12 protein-coding genes are annotated in these 17680 nt (G+C 43.0%); 7 read left to right on the forward strand and 5 right to left on the reverse strand.

What is annotated here, in order from left to right; translation table 11 throughout:
* The 3 genes from P2G54_RS15340 to P2G54_RS15350 are packed head-to-tail and all read left to right on the forward strand — an operon-like array spanning position 1 to position 2918.
* Positions 1-1290, forward strand: coding sequence for a citrate:proton symporter (locus P2G54_RS15340; RefSeq protein ID WP_275872427.1), 1290 nt, complete (start codon positions 1-3; stop codon positions 1288-1290).
* Positions 1291-1293: 3 nt separating this feature from the next.
* On the forward strand, positions 1294-2616 hold the full coding sequence (locus P2G54_RS15345; protein WP_275872428.1) for an acyclic terpene utilization AtuA family protein: 1323 nt from the start codon (positions 1294-1296) through the stop codon (positions 2614-2616).
* A complete protein-coding gene (locus P2G54_RS15350; RefSeq protein ID WP_275872429.1) occupies positions 2613-2918 on the forward strand; it encodes a hypothetical protein in 306 nt (101 codons plus the stop codon). Before P2G54_RS15345 ends, P2G54_RS15350 begins: the two co-directional genes overlap by 4 nt.
* A 1-nt stretch (position 2919) precedes the next feature.
* On the opposite strand, the gene P2G54_RS15355 is transcribed toward P2G54_RS15350, so the two are convergent.
* From P2G54_RS15355 to P2G54_RS15365, 3 genes are all read right to left on the reverse strand, one after another.
* The gene (locus tag P2G54_RS15355; protein WP_275872430.1) at positions 2920-4806 is read right to left on the reverse strand and encodes a TIGR00341 family protein; all 1887 of its coding nucleotides are present in this window, start codon (positions 4804-4806) and stop codon (positions 2920-2922) included.
* A 78-nt stretch (positions 4807-4884) separates the two neighbouring features.
* Positions 4885-7005, reverse strand: a complete 2121-nt coding sequence (scpA, locus tag P2G54_RS15360) for a methylmalonyl-CoA mutase (RefSeq protein ID WP_275872431.1) — start codon at positions 7003-7005, stop codon at positions 4885-4887.
* Positions 7002-8411 carry a methylmalonyl-CoA mutase family protein gene (locus P2G54_RS15365; RefSeq protein ID WP_275872432.1) on the reverse strand — a complete coding sequence of 470 codons (1410 nt, stop codon included), beginning with the start codon at positions 8409-8411 and terminating at the stop codon, positions 7002-7004. Before P2G54_RS15365 ends, scpA begins: the two co-directional genes overlap by 4 nt.
* Positions 8412-8768: 357 nt before the next feature.
* Here P2G54_RS15365 and dnaA point away from each other — a divergent pair, with 357 nt between their 5' ends.
* Positions 8769-10193: a chromosomal replication initiator protein DnaA gene (gene dnaA, locus P2G54_RS15370; RefSeq protein WP_275872433.1), complete on the forward strand. Its 1425-nt coding sequence runs from the start codon at positions 8769-8771 to the stop codon at positions 10191-10193.
* A 12-nt stretch (positions 10194-10205) separates the two neighbouring features.
* On the opposite strand, the gene P2G54_RS15375 is transcribed toward dnaA, so the two are convergent.
* Complete coding sequence (locus P2G54_RS15375) at positions 10206-10622, reverse strand: nucleotidyltransferase substrate binding protein (protein WP_275872434.1); 417 nt, start codon at positions 10620-10622, stop codon at positions 10206-10208.
* Positions 10623-10713: 91 nt separating this feature from the next.
* The gene (locus P2G54_RS15380; RefSeq protein ID WP_275872435.1) at positions 10714-12159 is read right to left on the reverse strand and encodes a trypsin-like peptidase domain-containing protein; all 1446 of its coding nucleotides are present in this window, start codon (positions 12157-12159) and stop codon (positions 10714-10716) included.
* A gap of 229 nt (positions 12160-12388) precedes the next feature.
* On the opposite strand from P2G54_RS15380, the gene P2G54_RS15385 reads away from it, so the two are divergent.
* The 3 genes from P2G54_RS15385 (at position 12389) to lon (ending at position 17515) form a co-directional block, all read left to right on the forward strand.
* Positions 12389-13555 carry a 1-deoxy-D-xylulose-5-phosphate reductoisomerase gene (locus P2G54_RS15385; RefSeq protein WP_275872436.1) on the forward strand — a complete coding sequence of 389 codons (1167 nt, stop codon included), beginning with the start codon at positions 12389-12391 and terminating at the stop codon, positions 13553-13555.
* Positions 13555-14874, forward strand: a complete 1320-nt coding sequence (rseP, locus tag P2G54_RS15390; RefSeq protein WP_275872437.1) for an RIP metalloprotease RseP — start codon at positions 13555-13557, stop codon at positions 14872-14874. The genes P2G54_RS15385 and rseP overlap by 1 nt, the downstream gene beginning before the upstream one ends.
* Positions 14875-15046: 172 nt before the next feature.
* Complete coding sequence (gene lon / locus P2G54_RS15395; protein WP_275872438.1) at positions 15047-17515, forward strand: endopeptidase La; 2469 nt, start codon at positions 15047-15049, stop codon at positions 17513-17515.
* Positions 17516-17680 lie beyond the last annotated feature (165 nt).

Below are 17680 nucleotides of genomic sequence, written 5' to 3' on the forward strand. Positions count from 1 at the left end.
ATGCTAGCATTATTAGGTCTACTTACCATCCTCTTATTGCTTTATTTGGTGATTTCCAAAAAAGCTTCTCCGGTTATCGCTTTGGTACTGGTGCCGGTTATGAGTGGTGTCTTAGCAGGAAAGCTGGAGGAATTGCCGGCTATGATTTCCCAAGGACTTACAAGCATCGCACCCACAGGGGTCATGTTTGTATTTGCGATCTTGTTTTTTGGGGTTTTGTTGGATGCAGGGACATTTCAACCCATAATATCTAAACTATTGAAATTTGCCGGGAATGATCCCGTTAAGATCAGTCTTGCCACAGCTTTATTGGCTATGATGATCCATTTGGACGGGTCGGGTGCGGTTACCTTTTTAGTGGTTGTTCCAGCTTTGCTGCCAGTTTATGACAGGTTAGGAATGAGTAGGCTTACTTTGGCAAGCGTGGTGGCACTTTCAGCAGGGACCATGAATATCTTGCCTTGGGGAGGCCCTACGATTCGGGCAGCTTCAGCTTTGAGTGTTTCTGTTACTGAATTGTTTAATCCCATTTTTATTCCATTTCTTGTAGGTTTATTCACGGTATTTGGAATAGCGTATTATCTGGGAAAAAAGGAGAGAAGCACCTTAAATCCCGTCAATCTAGGTGAGATTGAGAATCAGGATAGGGGTAAGCAATTGGAAACTCACAGACCTAGGCTTTTTTGGATAAATATTCTCTTGATTCTGCTGGCAGTCAGTTCTATAGTCTTGGGATGGGCACCTCCCTTTGTGGTCTTCATGGTAGCATTTGCCTTAGCGCTGATGATCAATTATCCCAAGGTGGAGGATCAGAAAAAGCGGATAGATGCGCATGCAAAGGAGGCTATGCTCATGGCTAGTATTCTTTTTGCTGCAGGGTGCTTTACTGGGATTTTAAAGGGAAGTGGGATGATGGAGGCCATGGCGGGTAGTATAGAAAACCTCCTTCCTGAACAGATAGGGACACAATTGCCTTTAATGACCGGAATTCTTGCCATGCCGGCTAGTTTGGTCTTTGATCCCGATTCCTTCTATTTTGGGATTTTACCGTTGTTGGCTTCCACAGCAGAGACTTTTCAGGTGAGTTCTATTGAGGTTGGTAAGGCCGCAATCATGGGGCAAATGACGACGGGATTCCCAGTCAGCCCTTTGACAGGGTCTACATTTTTGCTCATCGGATTGGCAGGAGTGGATTTGGGTGAGCACCAAAAGAAAACCATTCCCTTGGCATTTTTGGTAACCTTGGTGATATTGTTGGTATCGGTTTTAATGGGAATTATATCCATTTGACGAATGAAACAGAAATTAAGAATTGGTTGTGGGGCTGGGTTTTCGGGTGACCGGTTGGAACCTGCTTTGATACTGACCGAAAAGGGAAACTTGGATTATTTGGTATTGGAATGCCTGGCAGAGCGTACCATTGCTTTGGCGCAGAAACGAAAGAAACAAAATCCGGAGACTGGTTTTGATATTCTTTTGGAGAGAAGAATAGAAGGTCTCTTGCCCCTTTTGTTGAAACACGATACCCGGCTTATTTCCAATATGGGTGCAGCTAACCCGATGGCAGGAGCAAAAAAAATCCTTGAGATAGCCCGCTCAAAGGGTTTGAAAGTAAAGGTTGCAGTAGTCCTTGGAGATGATGTGGCCTCATTTGTTTCTGGTGGAGAACCCTCTTTGGAGGGAAATAAGGCTCTTGAGAGTTACGGACCTATAATTTCTGCCAATGCATACTTGGGCGTGTCTTCTATTTTGCCGGCCTTGGCTACCGATGCCCAGATCATATTGACCGGTAGGGTGGCTGACCCTTCTTTGTTTCTGGCTCCCATGATCCATGAATTTGGTTGGAAAGAAGATGATTTTGACTTACTAGGCAAAGGGACTGTTTTGGGCCATCTTTTGGAATGTGCAGGACAGATTACCGGAGGCTATTTTGCTGATCCCCTTTCCAAGCCCATACCTGATATGCATATCCTTGGTCATCCCTTTGTAGATGTGTTTTCTGATGGAACGGGGCTGATCTCCAAGGTGGAGGGGACCGGAGGTGCCATCACCCTACAAACCGTTAAAGAGCAATTGTTGTACGAAGTCATCGACCCATCCAATTATTATACACCCGATGTGATTGCCGATTTTACAAGTGTAGGCTTTGAGCAAGTTGGAAAAGATCTGGTCAAGGTGACTGGTGGAGGAGGCAAGAGCAAGCCTGAGCAACTTAAGGTGAGCGTGGGGTATCATGCAGGGTTTTTGGGAGAGGGGGAAATTTCATACGGGGGAGCACATGCCCTGGAAAGAGCTGAACTGGCAGGTGAGATTATTAGAAAACGGATTGGGACTCTTTTTGAAAAACTTCGGGTAGACTTTATTGGGATGAATTCCTTGCATGGGGATGAGCTATCCAAAAATTCAAATCCCTATGAAGTTAGATTAAGGGTGGCAGGAATTAGCAGGGAGGAAAACTTGGCCAGGTTAATTGGGGAAGAGGTGGAGGCGCTTTATACCAATGGGCCTGCAGGAGGTGGAGGAGCTAGAAAATCGATTCAGGAAGTAATCGGTGTAATTTCTACCTTATTGGAAAGGGAAAAGATCGAATTGGGAATCCAAATTTTTGAATCATGAGCAGAAAATTAGCAGAAATAGCACACAGCAGAGCAGGGGATAAGGGAAATACCCTGATCCTATCTCTCATCCCCTTTGATCCGGCAGATTTCGATTTTTTGATGGAGAAGGTAACCACTGAAAAAGTGAAAGAACATTTGGTGCATCAAATTCATGGGGAAGTGGTCCGGTATGTTTTACCGGATTTAAAAGCTATACAGTTTACTTGTTTTAATGCATTGGGAGGAGGAGTCACTACCTCCTTAGCAATGGATTCCCATGGGAAAAGTCTGAGTTATGCCTTGCTGGAAATGGAGGTTTGATTTATTCTAAAATTTTTGCACCCAAGGTCAGCTCCAGTTGGACTGGTTCCTCGATTCTGGATTCGATTTCAGTTTTGATTTCCTTAAAATCCTGTGCATTTAGCTCTTTTTCGGACAAGATGGTTACGGACAGTCTTAGAGGTCTGAAACTGATCACATTTACATCCCGGAGCAGGCCGTGTGGAATTTCTCTTCCACTTAGGTTTTGGATGATTGCATTTTCCCGAACCATTTCCCGAAAACTCAGTGCAAGTGGGGTGGTGATTCCAATTAGGATCAAAATGCTAACGAGCAGCCCTTTTTGGGCAAGTCTAAAGGGGCTAAAACCCAAAAAAAGGAAAGTGACTGCCGCAGCCATTACAATTCCAGCTAGGTTGGTGCCCCAGAGAAGCATGGCCCCACCGAATACATTCCAGTTGTTCCAACCCAAACCAATTCCTGCTACTGCAAGAGGAGGGACCAAAGCTACTGAAATAGCCACTCCTGCCAGTGTTTTGGCAATTTCTTCTTTGGAATGGGCATAGGCACCTGCAATTCCGGAGGCCACTGCTATTCCCAAATCAAGAAGATTGGGCCGGATCCGGGAAAGAATTTCGGTATTCATGGTTTTCAAGGGAGTAAACCAGGTGATCATCACTGAAAAAAACAATCCAAAGAGAACTCCCCAAAAAACAGTGATTAGACTGTTTTTAATCAAAGTCCCGTCTTGCCTGAGCATTCCCATTGCCAGGGAAATGATCGGTCCCATCAAGGGAGCCAAAATCATGGCTCCGATTACCACAGGTGTGGAGTTGGCGAAAAGTCCAAAAGTGGCAATCAAGGTGGAAAGGGCCATGAGCACCAAAAAAGTGGAGGAGGTTTGCGCGTTTTCTTTCAGCAAAAGAAAAAGCTCCTTGAATTCCTCTGTGGTGGCATGCCGGGTCCAAGGAAGGTAACCCTTTGTCAATTCTTCTCTTAGGTCTCCTGTTGGCAAAATCCCCAAATTCAATTCCTTTTTAGGCTTTCCACTTTCTTCCGAAGGAATAAACCCAGTCAGGATTCTCCCTTTTTTTGGAGAGATTTTCAATTGGAGTTGCTGACTTTGGGATTCTTTTCCATCACATGCAAAATGAATGGGGTCAGGTGATTTGATTTCCAGTTCCTCAACAGCCAGATAGCTGACAAAATCCGGTAATTGATTGCTCTTGGAAGGGAAGAACAAATTTTTCAATCCAAAGTATATCAAATCCGAAAGGCTTTTGGGAGCCAATATCAACAGGTGGATTTGCCCATCATGGAGGCCGGAATCCTTAATTAATCTTCGAAATACAAAATTTGTTTCACAGTGAGCCACTGCCATTATTCCCATTGCGGCGATATCCAGATTGCGTTTTTCCTCTTTTATTTTTCCAAAGGAAATGCTGAATTTTTGAAGACTCACTTTTCTTAAAAGTTTGGAAAAATGAAGGATTCTTTCCCGAAGTCCTTTGAAAAATCCCTTTGATTGAGGATCATAAAAAACTCCCAATGATTCTCCTATAACCAAAGAATTCAGGACTAGTTGATCATTGACTTCCAAAAGGTCGACTTCCTGGAATTTTTCTGATTCTTTGAATCGGTAGAAGGCATCTTCCTTTGAAGCAGGGATGCCCAATCCTTTTGCCAATTGCACTAGCTCCGGGTGCGGTAGAAAAGCAATTTCGGCGCTGTTTTCGTTGAGTTGTTCAAGAATCGATAGACTTTGTGAGTCGGATAGCCAAAAAAGCAAGATCTCGTCTTTGGGATGTTGCTCCAAGGAAAAGTCATCCAGAGAAATGTAAGATGCTGGGGCAGGATTTAGTTTTTCAAAAAAATTGTTCCTTTCTGTTTCAGGAATCCCTGGGTCGTATATAAGTAGGTAATTATCCATACCAAGTAGTTCAGAAGCTTTGAATCAAAGTAGGATGATTTTACAGAAACAACAACCCACCCGAAGGTGGGCTGAGGTTTATTGGTTCAGTAACTTTTCCAGGATTTCCGTTGCGGCCTCTGATAAAACCGTGCCCGGGCCGAATATCGCAGCCACTCCCGAGTCGTAAAGGAATTGATAATCCTTTGGGGGTATGACCCCGCCGGCCACCACCATGATATCCGGTCTGCCCAGATCTTTGAGTGCCTGGATGAGTTGTGGAACCAGAGTCTTGTGTCCAGCGGCAAGAGAGGACGCTCCAACAATGTGGACGTCATTTTCTATGGCCTGTTCTGCGACTTCCTGAGGAGTTTGGAACAAGGGGCCTATATCTACGTCAAAGCCCAAATCCGCGAAACCCGTGGCAATTACTTTGGCTCCACGATCATGTCCGTCCTGGCCCATTTTGGCTACCATGATTCTGGGTCTACGGCCCTCAAGAGCTGCAAACTTATCCGAAAGCTCTGTTGCTTTTTTGAAAGAGTCCTGATTTTTCACTTCTGCTGCATATACTCCGGTGATGGAAAGTGTCTTTGCATGATGCCTTCCAAAGGCTTTTTCCATAGCCTCTGAGATTTCTCCCAAAGTAGCTCTTTTTCTAGCGGCTTCCACTGCGAGATCCAATAAGTTGCCGGTTTGGTTTTTTGCGGCTTGGGTAATAGCATCCAAGGTTTTTTCAACTTCTTTGGAATCTCGTTTGGCTTTTACTTCTTCTAGTCTTCTGATTTGGGATTCCCGAACCGATTGGTTGTCGACCTCAAGTAGTTCGATTTCGGATTCTTCTTCGATTTGATAGCGGTTGACTCCGACGATGATGTCCTTCCCGCTGTCTATTCGGGCTTGTTTTTTAGCTGCAGCCTCTTCAATTCTGAGTTTGGGAAGTCCTGCTTCTATGGCTTTGGCCATTCCGCCTAGATTTTCTACTTCCTCGATCAAGGTCCATGCTCTTTGCACCAATTGATCGGTCAAATATTCCACATACAAGGATCCTCCCCAGGGGTCCACAATTTTTGGGACTCCTGTTTCTTCCTGCAAAACCAACTGGGTGTTTCTCGCAATTCTGGCCGAAAAATCCGTCGGCAAAGCAATGGCCTCATCGAGTGAGTTGGTATGCAAAGATTGGGTATGCCCCATGGCAGCTCCCAAAGCTTCAATTGCTGTTCTGGTCACATTATTGAAAGGGTCTTGCTCGGTCAGGGACCAGCCGGAAGTCTGACAATGCGTCCTCAAAGCGAGGGATTTGGGGTCTTTAGGCTTGAACTCTTGGACGATTTTGGCCCAAAGAAGTCGTCCCGCTCTCATTTTGGCAATTTCCATGAAGTAATTCATTCCAATTGCCCAAAAAAAGGAAAGTCTCGGAGCGAAGTCATCAATGTCCAAACCTGCTTTGATTCCTGTTCTTAGATATTCAAGTCCATCTGCCAAGGTATAGGCCAATTCTAAATCTGCCGTGGCACCTGCTTCCTGCATGTGATAACCGGAAATGGAAATGGAATTGAAACGAGGCATTTTTTTGGAAGTATATTCAAAAATGTCCGCAATGATCCGCATGCTTGCTTGAGGAGGGTAGATGTAAGTGTTCCTCACCATAAACTCCTTCAAAATATCATTTTGAATTGTTCCGCTAAGGTTTTCTGGCTTCACCCCTTGTTCCTCCGCTGCGACGATGTAAAAAGCCAGAATGGGGATCACTGCTCCGTTCATAGTCATGGAAACGGACATTTGGTCCAGAGGAATTTGGTCAAAGAGTACCTTCATGTCCTCAACTGTATCGATGGCCACACCTGCTTTCCCCACATCGCCCACTACTCGAGGATGGTCTGAGTCATAGCCTCGGTGAGTGGCTAAGTCAAAGGCTACGGAAAGACCTTTTTGGCCAGCCGCTAAATTTCTTCGGTAAAATGCATTGGACTCCTCAGCAGTAGAAAACCCAGCGTACTGTCGGATGGTCCATGGTCTTATGACGTACATGGTACTATATGGACCCCTCAGGTAAGGCGGAACCCCAGCACCAAAATTGAGATGAGGGAGTTTTAAGATTCTTTTGCTGTCAAAAACAGGAGGGATTTCAATCTGCTCGGGTGCATTCCAGCTTTTAAATCCGGAAGAGTCAATGTCCTTTATGGCGGGGGATTCCCAGTTTTTCAAATCAGGTCTCATAGCTTTCCGAGATTTTGAAGTTCCACCAAATAACTAGCTCGAGAGGGCTGCAGATCTTGCTCCTTTTCTTCAATGTGCACAAAAGGGAGGTTGTTGATAAGCGATCCGCTAGCTGGGAATTTATTGGTACCCACTTTTAGCTCTTTTCCCTCTAAAACTGCCAGCTGAACTGCCTTTCGGGTTTCACGGATTTCTTGATGAATCCTTCGGCTGGAAAAATCGGAGATCCAGCCACCTCTTTTTTCCAGCTCCACGATCTTGTTTCGGATCAGGTGGATTAGTTCAGTTTCCAGTGAATCCAAAAAATATGATCCTGCTGAAGGATCCATAACCTTATCCAGATAGCTTTCTTCCTTCAGTATGGAAGAAACATTTCTCGCAATTCTCTTTTCCATTACAGAGGCCGTTGTTTCTTCAAGCGGTCGAACCCAAAGTGTATTGCAACCTCCGAGAATGGCAGCCATGGCTTCGTAAGTTTGACGAATCAAATTGGAGTTTTTATCCATGAGTGTTTTGCTCCAAAGGCTGCTTGAAACAACCAGGTGTATGGATTCAGGCGAAATTTCCAACTTATACTGTGCAGCTAATTCGACTAGAAATCTTCTTAGCGCTTTGATTTTGGCAATTTCCCCAAAGTGATTCTGACCGGCTGTGGTGTGAAAAGCAAGATTTTGAAAGATTTTCTCAGGTTGAATCCCTTTTTCCGTGAGAGCATCTATCAATTCGATAAGTTCCCCCATTCCAAAGGTTAATTCTTGGATTCCATTTGCCCCAGAATTGGAATATCGGGCAAAATCAAGAGTGATGGGGCGAAAATTTGGGTATTCTTTCCAATCCTCGATCAGCTTTTCTGCTAATTCAAAAGCCTCTTCTAGGGTTCCGGAATTTGAAAAAGCAAAGTCAAATGGAGACCAAAGGATTGATCCTTTCAATTGCTCTTTTTGAATGGACTTTTTTTCAACCCATGATTTGATTAGGGAAAAGGCCTCCTGGTTTGAGTTTCCTTCGATCACCCAATTGATCTCTATAAATTCAGGGAATACTCCCTCCAATAATTTTTCTAGGTTTTCATTTCCTTGAAAATGGATGATTAGGGAGTCTGCTCCGTTTTCAAGGTTATGGAGAATTTCTTTGTTGGAAGAACTGGGATCTGTAGGGAAAATTGAAACAGCATTGCTCCAAATACGGGGAGGTAAGCCTGGGATTCCGGATTCGGGGTTAAAAAGGGTTTCGGTTTTTTCGGCAGGTTTGTCCTCTATACCGTAGTAAGGCTGGATTTTCAGCTCTTTCCATAGGGTGGAAACCAATGTCTTTTCAAAGTCTTTTTCTTTGAGATCCTTCACGGCCTTTGCTTTCCATTCGGATTTTGAAATGCCGGTAAAGGGATAAAAGTCTGGTTTAGTCATATTTGGGTTCGACGTTTTTAAACGTTAATCTATAGATTCAAAAATAGAAAATTCAAGGGGATTGTCATGGCGTTAGTTTGCTTCAATTTGATAGGTGAATAGCCAGAAATTCCTCAATTGGAGTAAGGATTCTGTGAAAATAGTCGATTCAAGGCTTTTGTAGTTGTTTTGTGTGTTTTTCCGGAAGGTAGGAACCTAATAAGACTTCTGCGGAAAAGTTTATGTGGATAAGATTTTGTAGAGGTAGAAATTTTTAAATTTTCAACCCGATTTGGATTTTTTATTTAAGTGATTTTTACTCAAATTTGACACCCTTGCGAAATCCGTCCGGGTCATTGTTTTCAGAAACCTTCTCAAATGAGTTCAGAAGCTAGCGCAGTTTGGAATGAATGTTTACGTGTTATTGAACAGCACGTCAATGAGCAGAGCTTTTCAACTTGGTTTAAGCCTATCAATCCAGTCAAACTTGAGGGAACAAGTTTGACTATCCAAGTGCCAAGCCAGTTTTTTTACGAATGGTTGGAGGATAACTATGTTCAGGAATTAAAACTTGCCATCAAGACTACCTTAGGGCAAAGTGGAAGATTGGAATATGCTGTGGTTGTGGACCGTGGCAATTCGTCAAACCAGCCTTACGTGGTTTCTTACCCGCAGGGCAACAACGGGGTGAAAAAAAACAGTGCAACCCAACCTGTAGAACAGAAAGTTACTCCTTTTGAAATGCAGTCTTTGGGGGCCGAGGCCTTGACGCAAAGCAACTTAAATCCAAATTACACCTTTAGTACCTATATCGAAGGAGACTGTAACCGACTCGCCAGATCTGCCGGGTTTGCAGTAGCTACCAAGCCGGGAATTACTTCATTTAATCCTTTGATGGTGTATGGCGGAGTTGGACTCGGTAAAACCCACTTGGTTCAAGCCATTGGCAACGAAATCAAAAATGGCCCTGAAAACAAGTTTGTATTGTACGTGTCTTCCGAGAAGTTTGTAAACCAGTTTATGGATGCAATCAAGGATGGAAACGTAAAGAGTTTTACTAATTTTTACATGCAGGTGGATGTGTTGATTATTGACGACATCCAGTTTCTTGCAGGAAAGGATCGAACTCAGGAAATGTTTTTCCATATTTTCAATCATCTGCATCAAAATAAGAAACAGATTATCATGACTTCTGATTGTCCTCCTAGAGACTTGAAAGGTTTGGAGGAACGATTGTTGTCCAGATTCAAGTGGGGCTTGACCGCAGATCTTCAAATGCCCGATTTTGAAACTAGGGTTGCCATCATCAGAAGAAAAATGCAGTCAGAAGGTATTTTTATTCCAGATGATGTAGTGGAATATTTGGCCTACACGGTTGACACGAATGTTCGTGAGTTGGAGGGGATATTGATTTCCCTTATAGCTTATGCTTCATTGGATCGGGTAGAAATCAGCTTGGAACTTGCCAAGACGGTGATGAAAAATATCATTAAGGATATTGAAACCGAGGTTGGAATAGATTTTATTCAGAAGTCAGTTTCTGAATATTATGGCATTGAAGCAGAAGATTTGAAAGCCAAAACCCGTAAGAAAGAAATCGTAGTGGCGAGACAGGTGGCTATGTATTTTTCAAAAGAGTTTACCAATCATTCGCTCAAATCCATTGGATATCATTTTGGAGGAAGGGACCACTCTACCGTAATCCATGCTGTACACACAGTTAATGACCTGATGGAAACAGACAGCTCATTTAGAAATTCAGTAAACGAGCTGAAGAAAAAATTCAAAATGAGGTCTTATTAAGTCAAGCCCTTTTTATTCATTGAGCTTTTTTTCCATCGTGTCTTCAAACTTTTCAAAAAGGCCGATGTATTGTTTTTGAATGTTTTCCAGAAATTTTCCCTGGGTATCAATTGAATAAACCGGATTGTACTGAATCCTATCTATAATCATATCCAGCCAAGCTTTCCCATCGTCAATCAGATCCGCATGAAAGGCCTCCAATGTAGCGTCTCTTGATCCAGAGAAGGGGCCTTTTCCCAGTTTTTCAAAATATTTGCGGATCAGTTTCATGGCAATTTCATGGGCCACTTCAAAGCTGATGATTAAATCTCTGGATTGGGATTCAGTCATGGGTTTGTGATTGTTCCGGTTAGCATAGGAGCGAAGATCTTCCAGTGCGTTACTGAACTCGTCCAGGCACTGTTCACAGGTTTGAGGTAAGGTTTTCATAGCTAATTCTTTTCTTTCAATTTAGACAAAAGAAGGAATAGAAGTGGTGATATAAGCAAAAAAAAGGAAGCCGAAAGGCTTCCTTTTATGATTATTTCACAGAGTAACTTTGCATAAATGGTTGACCATTTGGTGCTACACCTTCCAAAAGAAGCCGGCCGCTGAACTCCTCCAAGAACTTGCCTACAGCCTCCGGATCCAGAGCATCCTTTTCATTGATCCGAGTGATCACAAATCCATCCCTCAGACCGAGGTCTCGCAAATACCCTCGGGTAAGGCCAGTAATTTTAATGCCATGGGTAATTCCTAATTTATCTTTTTCTATAGTGTTGACGGCTTCAAGTTTAGCTCCAAGTAATCTTGAACTGTAATATTCTCTCTTCAGAACGCCTGTTCCTCCCTCCAGATTTTGGAGGAGAAGGGTTGTGGTTTTAGGTGCCCCATTTCTTAAGAAAGTGACGGCCAATTCATCTCCCGGGTAATAATAGGAGAGGGCCTCCTCAAAACTCCCCATTCCTTTCACTGGTTGGTCACCCAATCGGGTAATTACATCATTTCGTTGGATTCCTGCCTGCTCTGCAGCTCCTGATCGAATGACATGAGTCACGATAACTCCGTCTAAAGATTTAATTTTCATTTCTTCTGCTAGTTCCGGAGTGATTTCCACAGCTTCAATTCCTGGAATAGCCTTTTGCACCTCACCATATTGGATGAGGTCATTGGCCACTTTCATGGCAATATCCACAGGGACAGCAAAACCATATCCCGTATACGAACCCGTTCTCGATAAAATGGCGGTGTTGATTCCAACCAATTCTCCCTTGATGTTGACCAAAGCACCTCCTGAGTTTCCAGGATTAATTGGGGCATCAGTTTGGATAAAGCTCTCAAGAGGGAAGTCTCCTCCTAAGATATTGATTTGGCGTTCCTTGGCAGAAACAATCCCTGCTGTAACAGTGGAGGTTAAATTGAAGGGATTTCCTACGGCCAAAACCCATTCTCCTATTTTAAGATCCCTGCTGCTTCCTTGGTGAATGGCTGGTAGATTTTCAGCTTCAATTTTTAGTACTGCTATATCTGTGTTTTTGTCAGTCCCAACCAATCTGGCTTGATAGGTTCTTTTTTGATGGACTACTTCCAAAATTTCAGCACGATCGATGACATGGTTGTTGGTGATGATAAATCCATCTTCGGAAATGATCACTCCTGATCCAGAACTGACTTGCTGTGAGGGACCGGTTCCAAAGAAGTAGTCGAACATGCTGTAACGTCTAGGATCGGTTCCGGAGAAATTCTTGATAAAGACCACAGAGCCTGTGCTTTTTTCGGAAGCCTCCACAAATGAGGTCGGTAAATCGCTGCTCAAACCAGAGTTGGTTGCCGAGGTTTGGCTGATAAATTGAGTCGGTGCAGTCGAGAACTTTTCATTTGTAGGGTAATCTGCTTCTTGTTTATTGAAATCCACAGATGTCCAAAGTGCAGCTCCTGCAAGACCTGCCAGAAAGGCCGACGCGATATTCTTTAGGAAATTCTTCATGGATGAATTTTTTAGAATTTGACGACTTAGTTTAGGTTCAGTTTTTCAATTTCACATCTTTTAAGGATTGGAATCACTGCTCTCATGCGTCCAAACATCAAAAATTAATCCTAAGGCTAAAAACTGACGAATTGGGCAAGGAAAAGTCTAGGCATCTTGTAATTTTGTCAGCTTATTGAGAAAACCTTCTGCATCTTGCAGAAGTTTTTATCCTCAAAATCCCAAATGAATGATTGAAGCGAAACGTGTAGCCATCCTGGGCAGCACCGGAAGTATTGGTACTCAAACCCTGGAGGTAATTCGTCAGCACCCGGAGGAATTCGAGGTGGAGGTCCTTACAGCCCAAAACAACTGTGATTTATTGATTGCTCAGGCCTTGGAGTTTCAGCCCAATGCTGTGGTAATCGGAAATGAGGCAAGTTATCAAAAAGTCAAAGAGGCTTTGATCCCTCATGATATCAAGGTTTTTGCCGGACAAAAGGCACTTGCCCAAATCGTTGAAATGGAGACCATTGATGTTGTTTTAACTGCTTTGGTGGGCTATTCCGGACTGATTCCGACCGTCAATGCAATTCAGGCAGGCAAGCAGATTGCCTTGGCAAATAAGGAAACTCTAGTGGTTGCAGGGGAGATTATCACTGCGATTGCAAAAGAAAAAGGAGTGAATATTTACCCCGTAGATTCTGAGCATTCCGCAATTTTCCAATGCTTGGTTGGGGAATTCCATAATCCTATAGAAAAGATCATTCTTACAGCCTCAGGAGGACCATTCAGGGGTAAGGATCGTGATTTTCTCCAAAATGTCACCAAGGCTCAGGCCTTGAAGCATCCCAATTGGGACATGGGAGCCAAAATCACCATAGATTCCGCTTCACTGATGAATAAGGGCCTGGAGGTGATTGAAGCAAAGTGGCTTTTTGGGTTAAAAAGTGAACAAATAGAAGTGGTTGTTCATCCTCAGTCTATCATTCATTCTTTGGTGCAGTTTGAGGATGGGTCGATGAAAGCGCAACTCGGACTTCCCGATATGCGTATTCCCATTCAGTTTGCCCTGAGTTATCCTCATAGATTGAAAAGTGATTTTGAGAGATTTGATTTTCTCAAGTACCCCAATTTAACATTTGAACAACCAGATTTAAAGACGTTCCGGAACCTTCAGCTGGCTTTTGACGCTTTAGCTAAGGGAGGAAATGCTCCTTGTGTGTTGAATGCCGCCAATGAAATCGTTGTGGAAGCATTCCTGAAAGAAGAAATAGGCTTTTTGGAAATGTCTGACTTGATTGGGGAAACTTTGACTAAAATTGAATTTATAGGTCATCCAAGTTTGGAAGACTACGTGGAGACTGATCAGAGGGCGAGAGAGATTACAAAAGAATTAATAAAGCGTAAAGTATAATGGATACATTGATTATGGTGGGCCAGTTACTCCTGGGATTGTCAATTCTGGTGGGTTTGCATGAATTGGGTCACTTGTTGACAGCAAAGCTGTTTGGTATGAGAGTGGAAAAATTTTCCATTGGATTTCCTCCGAAAATCGCAGGATTCCAGTGGGGAGAAACAGAGTACTCCATAGGAGCAATTCCTTTGGGTGGCTTTGTGAAAATATCAGGTATGGTGGATGAATCCATGGATACCGAACAGCTCTCCTCTGAGCCTCAACCGTGGGAGTTCCGGTCCAAACCAGCCTGGCAACGCCTTATTGTGATGCTTGGTGGGATTATCGTGAATGTGATTACAGGGATTGTCATATTTGTCTTTTTGGTTTACCAAAATGGAGAAACTTATTTCTCAAAAGACCAGATCATAGAAAATGGTATAGTAGCCTATGAATACGGGGAGTCCATTGGATTGAAAACCGGGGATAAAATCCTGAATGTAAATGGGCAGGAATATCAGGGACTAAATGAACTCAGTAGTGGGAATGTACTGCTGACAGAGAATGCTTACTATACCGTTGATCGAGATGGGGAGCAGATTAAGGTGGAAATTCCGAAAGGCTTTATCAATGTTTTTAACAATGAGGAAGCTTTCGATAAATTTATCAGTGTACGTTTCCCTTTTAAGCTTAGTGCCATAGACCAGGGAGGAGCAGCTGAAAAGGCTGGAATCAAAGTTGAGGACAAAATACTAGCCGTTAATGGTCAACCTGTCACTTATTTTGACGAGTTGCAGTCCGCTTTGGCAAAATCAAAGAATCAGGATGCAGAGATTACCTTGCTTTCCAACGGAGACACCACTTCTACTACTGTTGCGGTCACTGATAGGGGTACCATTGATATTGGGGTGAATGCCTTGATTGAGCCAGTTAGAAGAAGTTATGGGATAAGTGAGGCGCTAAACAAAGGGACTGCCCGTGCATTCGGAGTAGTCATTGTCAATGCAAAAGCCCTGGGTAAAATGTTCACGGGGGAAGTTTCTGCCAAGAACGTCAGTGGGCCGATCGGTATGGCTAAAATTTATGGACATACTTGGGACTGGACTAAATTTTGGAGCATTACAGGCTTGATTTCCATGATTCTGGCGTTTATGAATCTGTTGCCTATACCGGCATTGGACGGAGGACACGTAATGTTCTTGCTGTATGAGATGGTATCAGGTAGAGCTCCTTCAGACAAATTCCTGGAGAATGCGCAGAAAGTTGGAATGGTGATTCTATTGGCCCTAATGGTTTTCGCGATTGGAAATGATATTTTGAAATTCTTTACTGGTTGGTAAAATTTCAACTGAATAAATTTTGAAACCAGGCTGAGAAGTCTGGTTTTTTTCTGCCATTCTGACCCATTGTAGGTTTGGCATAGGCATTGAACTTTAAGGGAGAACCTTTGTATTTTGAAGGTTATTAATATGTTTTGAGTTAAACCGACAGCTGGTCTGTCAATCTGTCTATATGAGTCAATTTGAAAATTCCTTGTTTGAAAATCTAATGAATGGTGATTATACCGGAGAAGGAGATCTGATCCAACTAATCACTGATGAAGAAGGTGAAGATCAGGGTAAAGAGGTTTTTGGGGAAGAAATTCCTGTTCTTTCCGTAAGAAATACTGTTCTTTTCCCAGGGGTAGTTATCCCGATTACCGTAGGAAGACAACGGTCCATTAAACTTGTCAAAAAAGCCCAAAAAGGTGATAAGCTGATTGGGGTTTGTGCCCAAATCAATCCTAATAATGATGACCCTGCCTGGGAGGATATTTATCAGGTTGGAACTTTGGCCAAAATCATAAAAATGATTGTCCTTCCAGATGGAAATACCACCATTATTATCCAGGGGAAAAAACGATTTAGGATCAAAGAGCAAGTCACCGATGATCCTTATTTTATCGCCAAAGTCGATTATTTGGATGAAAATTTCCCAAAGAGTTCGAAAAAAATTCAAGCTTTGGAAGAGTCTCTGAAGGAAGCGGCAACCAGAATATTGCATCTTAACCCAGAAATTCCAAGGGAAGCTCAGGTGGCTTTGGACAATATTGACAATACTCCATTTCTGACACATTTCCTTTCATCCAATATCAATGCACCGGTTGAATCCAAGCAGAGGCTTTTGGAAATCAACGATGGAGTTGAGCGTGCTACACTTCTTTTGGAATTTATGATGAAAGACATCCAGATGCTGGAGCTGAAATCTGAAATCCAAAAGAAAGTTCATACAGATATAGATCAGCAGCAACGGGATTATTTCCTGCGTCAGCAGATGAAAGTTCTTCAAACCGAATTGGGAGAAGAGGGACCGGAAAAAGAAGTTGAAGATCTCAGAGCGAGAGGAGCTAAGAAGAACTGGCCTCCTGAAGTAGCAAAGCATTTTGAAAAGGAACTGGATAAAATTCTTAGAATCAATCCATCTGCGGCTGAATACCCCATCGCGCTCAATTATGCTGAAACCATGGTTGAACTGCCATGGAATGAGTTTACTCAGGATAATTTTGACCTGAAAAATGCCAGAAAAATCCTTGATTCCGATCATTTTGGATTGGAAAAAGTGAAGGATAGAATCATCGAATATCTGGCTGTGCTCAAGTTGAAAAATGACCTGAAAGGACCTATTCTCTGCCTATATGGCCCTCCAGGGGTCGGTAAGACCTCTTTAGGAAAATCCATAGCTGCAGCTTTGGGAAGGAAATATATTCGGATGTCTCTTGGAGGCCTACATGATGAGGCTGAGATCCGTGGCCATAGGAAAACCTATGTGGGAGCTATGCCTGGAAAAATCATCCAGAACATGAAAAAGGTGAAGATTTCCAACCCGGTTTATGTGCTGGATGAAATCGATAAACTTTCCTCAGATTTTAGAGGGGATCCTAGTTCTGCCTTTTTGGAGGTGCTTGATCCGGAGCAAAACTTTGCTTTTATGGATAATTACCTTGAGGTGGAATATGACTTGAGCAAAGTTCTGTTTATCGCAACTGCCAATTCTTTGGATTCTATTCAGCCTGCACTTCGGGACAGGATGGAAATCATAGAAGTAACCGGATATACTCAAGAAGAAAAGGTAGAAATCGCAAAGAGACATTTGGTTCCCAAGCAGAGAAAAGAACATGGGTTGAAGGCAAAACAGATTTCTTTTGAAAAAACTGCTTTGGTTAAGATCATTGAAGATTATACGAGGGAATCTGGAGTTCGAAGTCTTGAGAGAGCGATCGGGAAAGTGGTGAGGAATATCGCCAAATCCATAGCCTTGGAAGAGGAATATGATCCAAAAATCACCCCAGAAGCTGTTCGCAAAATATTAGGCTCTGAGATATTCGATAAAGAGATTTATCAGGATAATTCTGTAGCCGGAGTGGTAACAGGACTCGCTTGGACCAGTGTAGGCGGCGAAATTCTCTTTATTGAATCAAGTCTGAGCAGAGGTAAAGGAAAATTGACCCTTTCCGGCCAATTGGGGGATGTGATGAAAGAATCTGCAATGACAGCTCTTTCCTATTTGAAGTCCAAGGCTCAAACTTTGGGAATAGACCATAGGGTTTTTGACCAATATGATCTTCATATCCACGTTCCAGCCGGAGCGGTTCCGAAGGATGGGCCTTCTGCGGGTATTACCATGTTGACCGCCATGGCATCCGTATTTACCCAACGGAAGGTGAAAGCCAAACTTGCCATGACTGGGGAGATCAGTTTGATCGGTAAAGTGATGCCAGTTGGAGGGATCAAAGAGAAGATTCTTGCAGCCAAGCGTGCTGGAATCAAGGAAATCATCCTTTGCAAAAAGAATCTCAGAGATATTGAAGAGATAGATCCTCAATATGTGAAAGGTATAGTTTTCCACTTTGTGGACAAGGTAGATGAGGTTTTGGATATTGCCCTTTTGAAGTCGAAAGTGGATAATCCCTTGCAGTTTGTCTTTAATCAGGAGTCTAAATAAGAATAAAACAGGGGAAGTGTTTCAACTAGCATTTCCCCGCATTTATTAGGATTTTTTTCAATAATCCGGACTTCAAGCCTTCAATTGATATTGGGTGTGGAAGTCAAGATATTAAACGGCCAGCATCATTCACCCAGAAAATCAAAAACAGATCATTTTAACAAC

Source organism: Algoriphagus sp. CAU 1675 (assembly GCF_029222925.1).
In the GTDB taxonomy this organism is placed as follows: domain Bacteria; phylum Bacteroidota; class Bacteroidia; order Cytophagales; family Cyclobacteriaceae; genus Algoriphagus.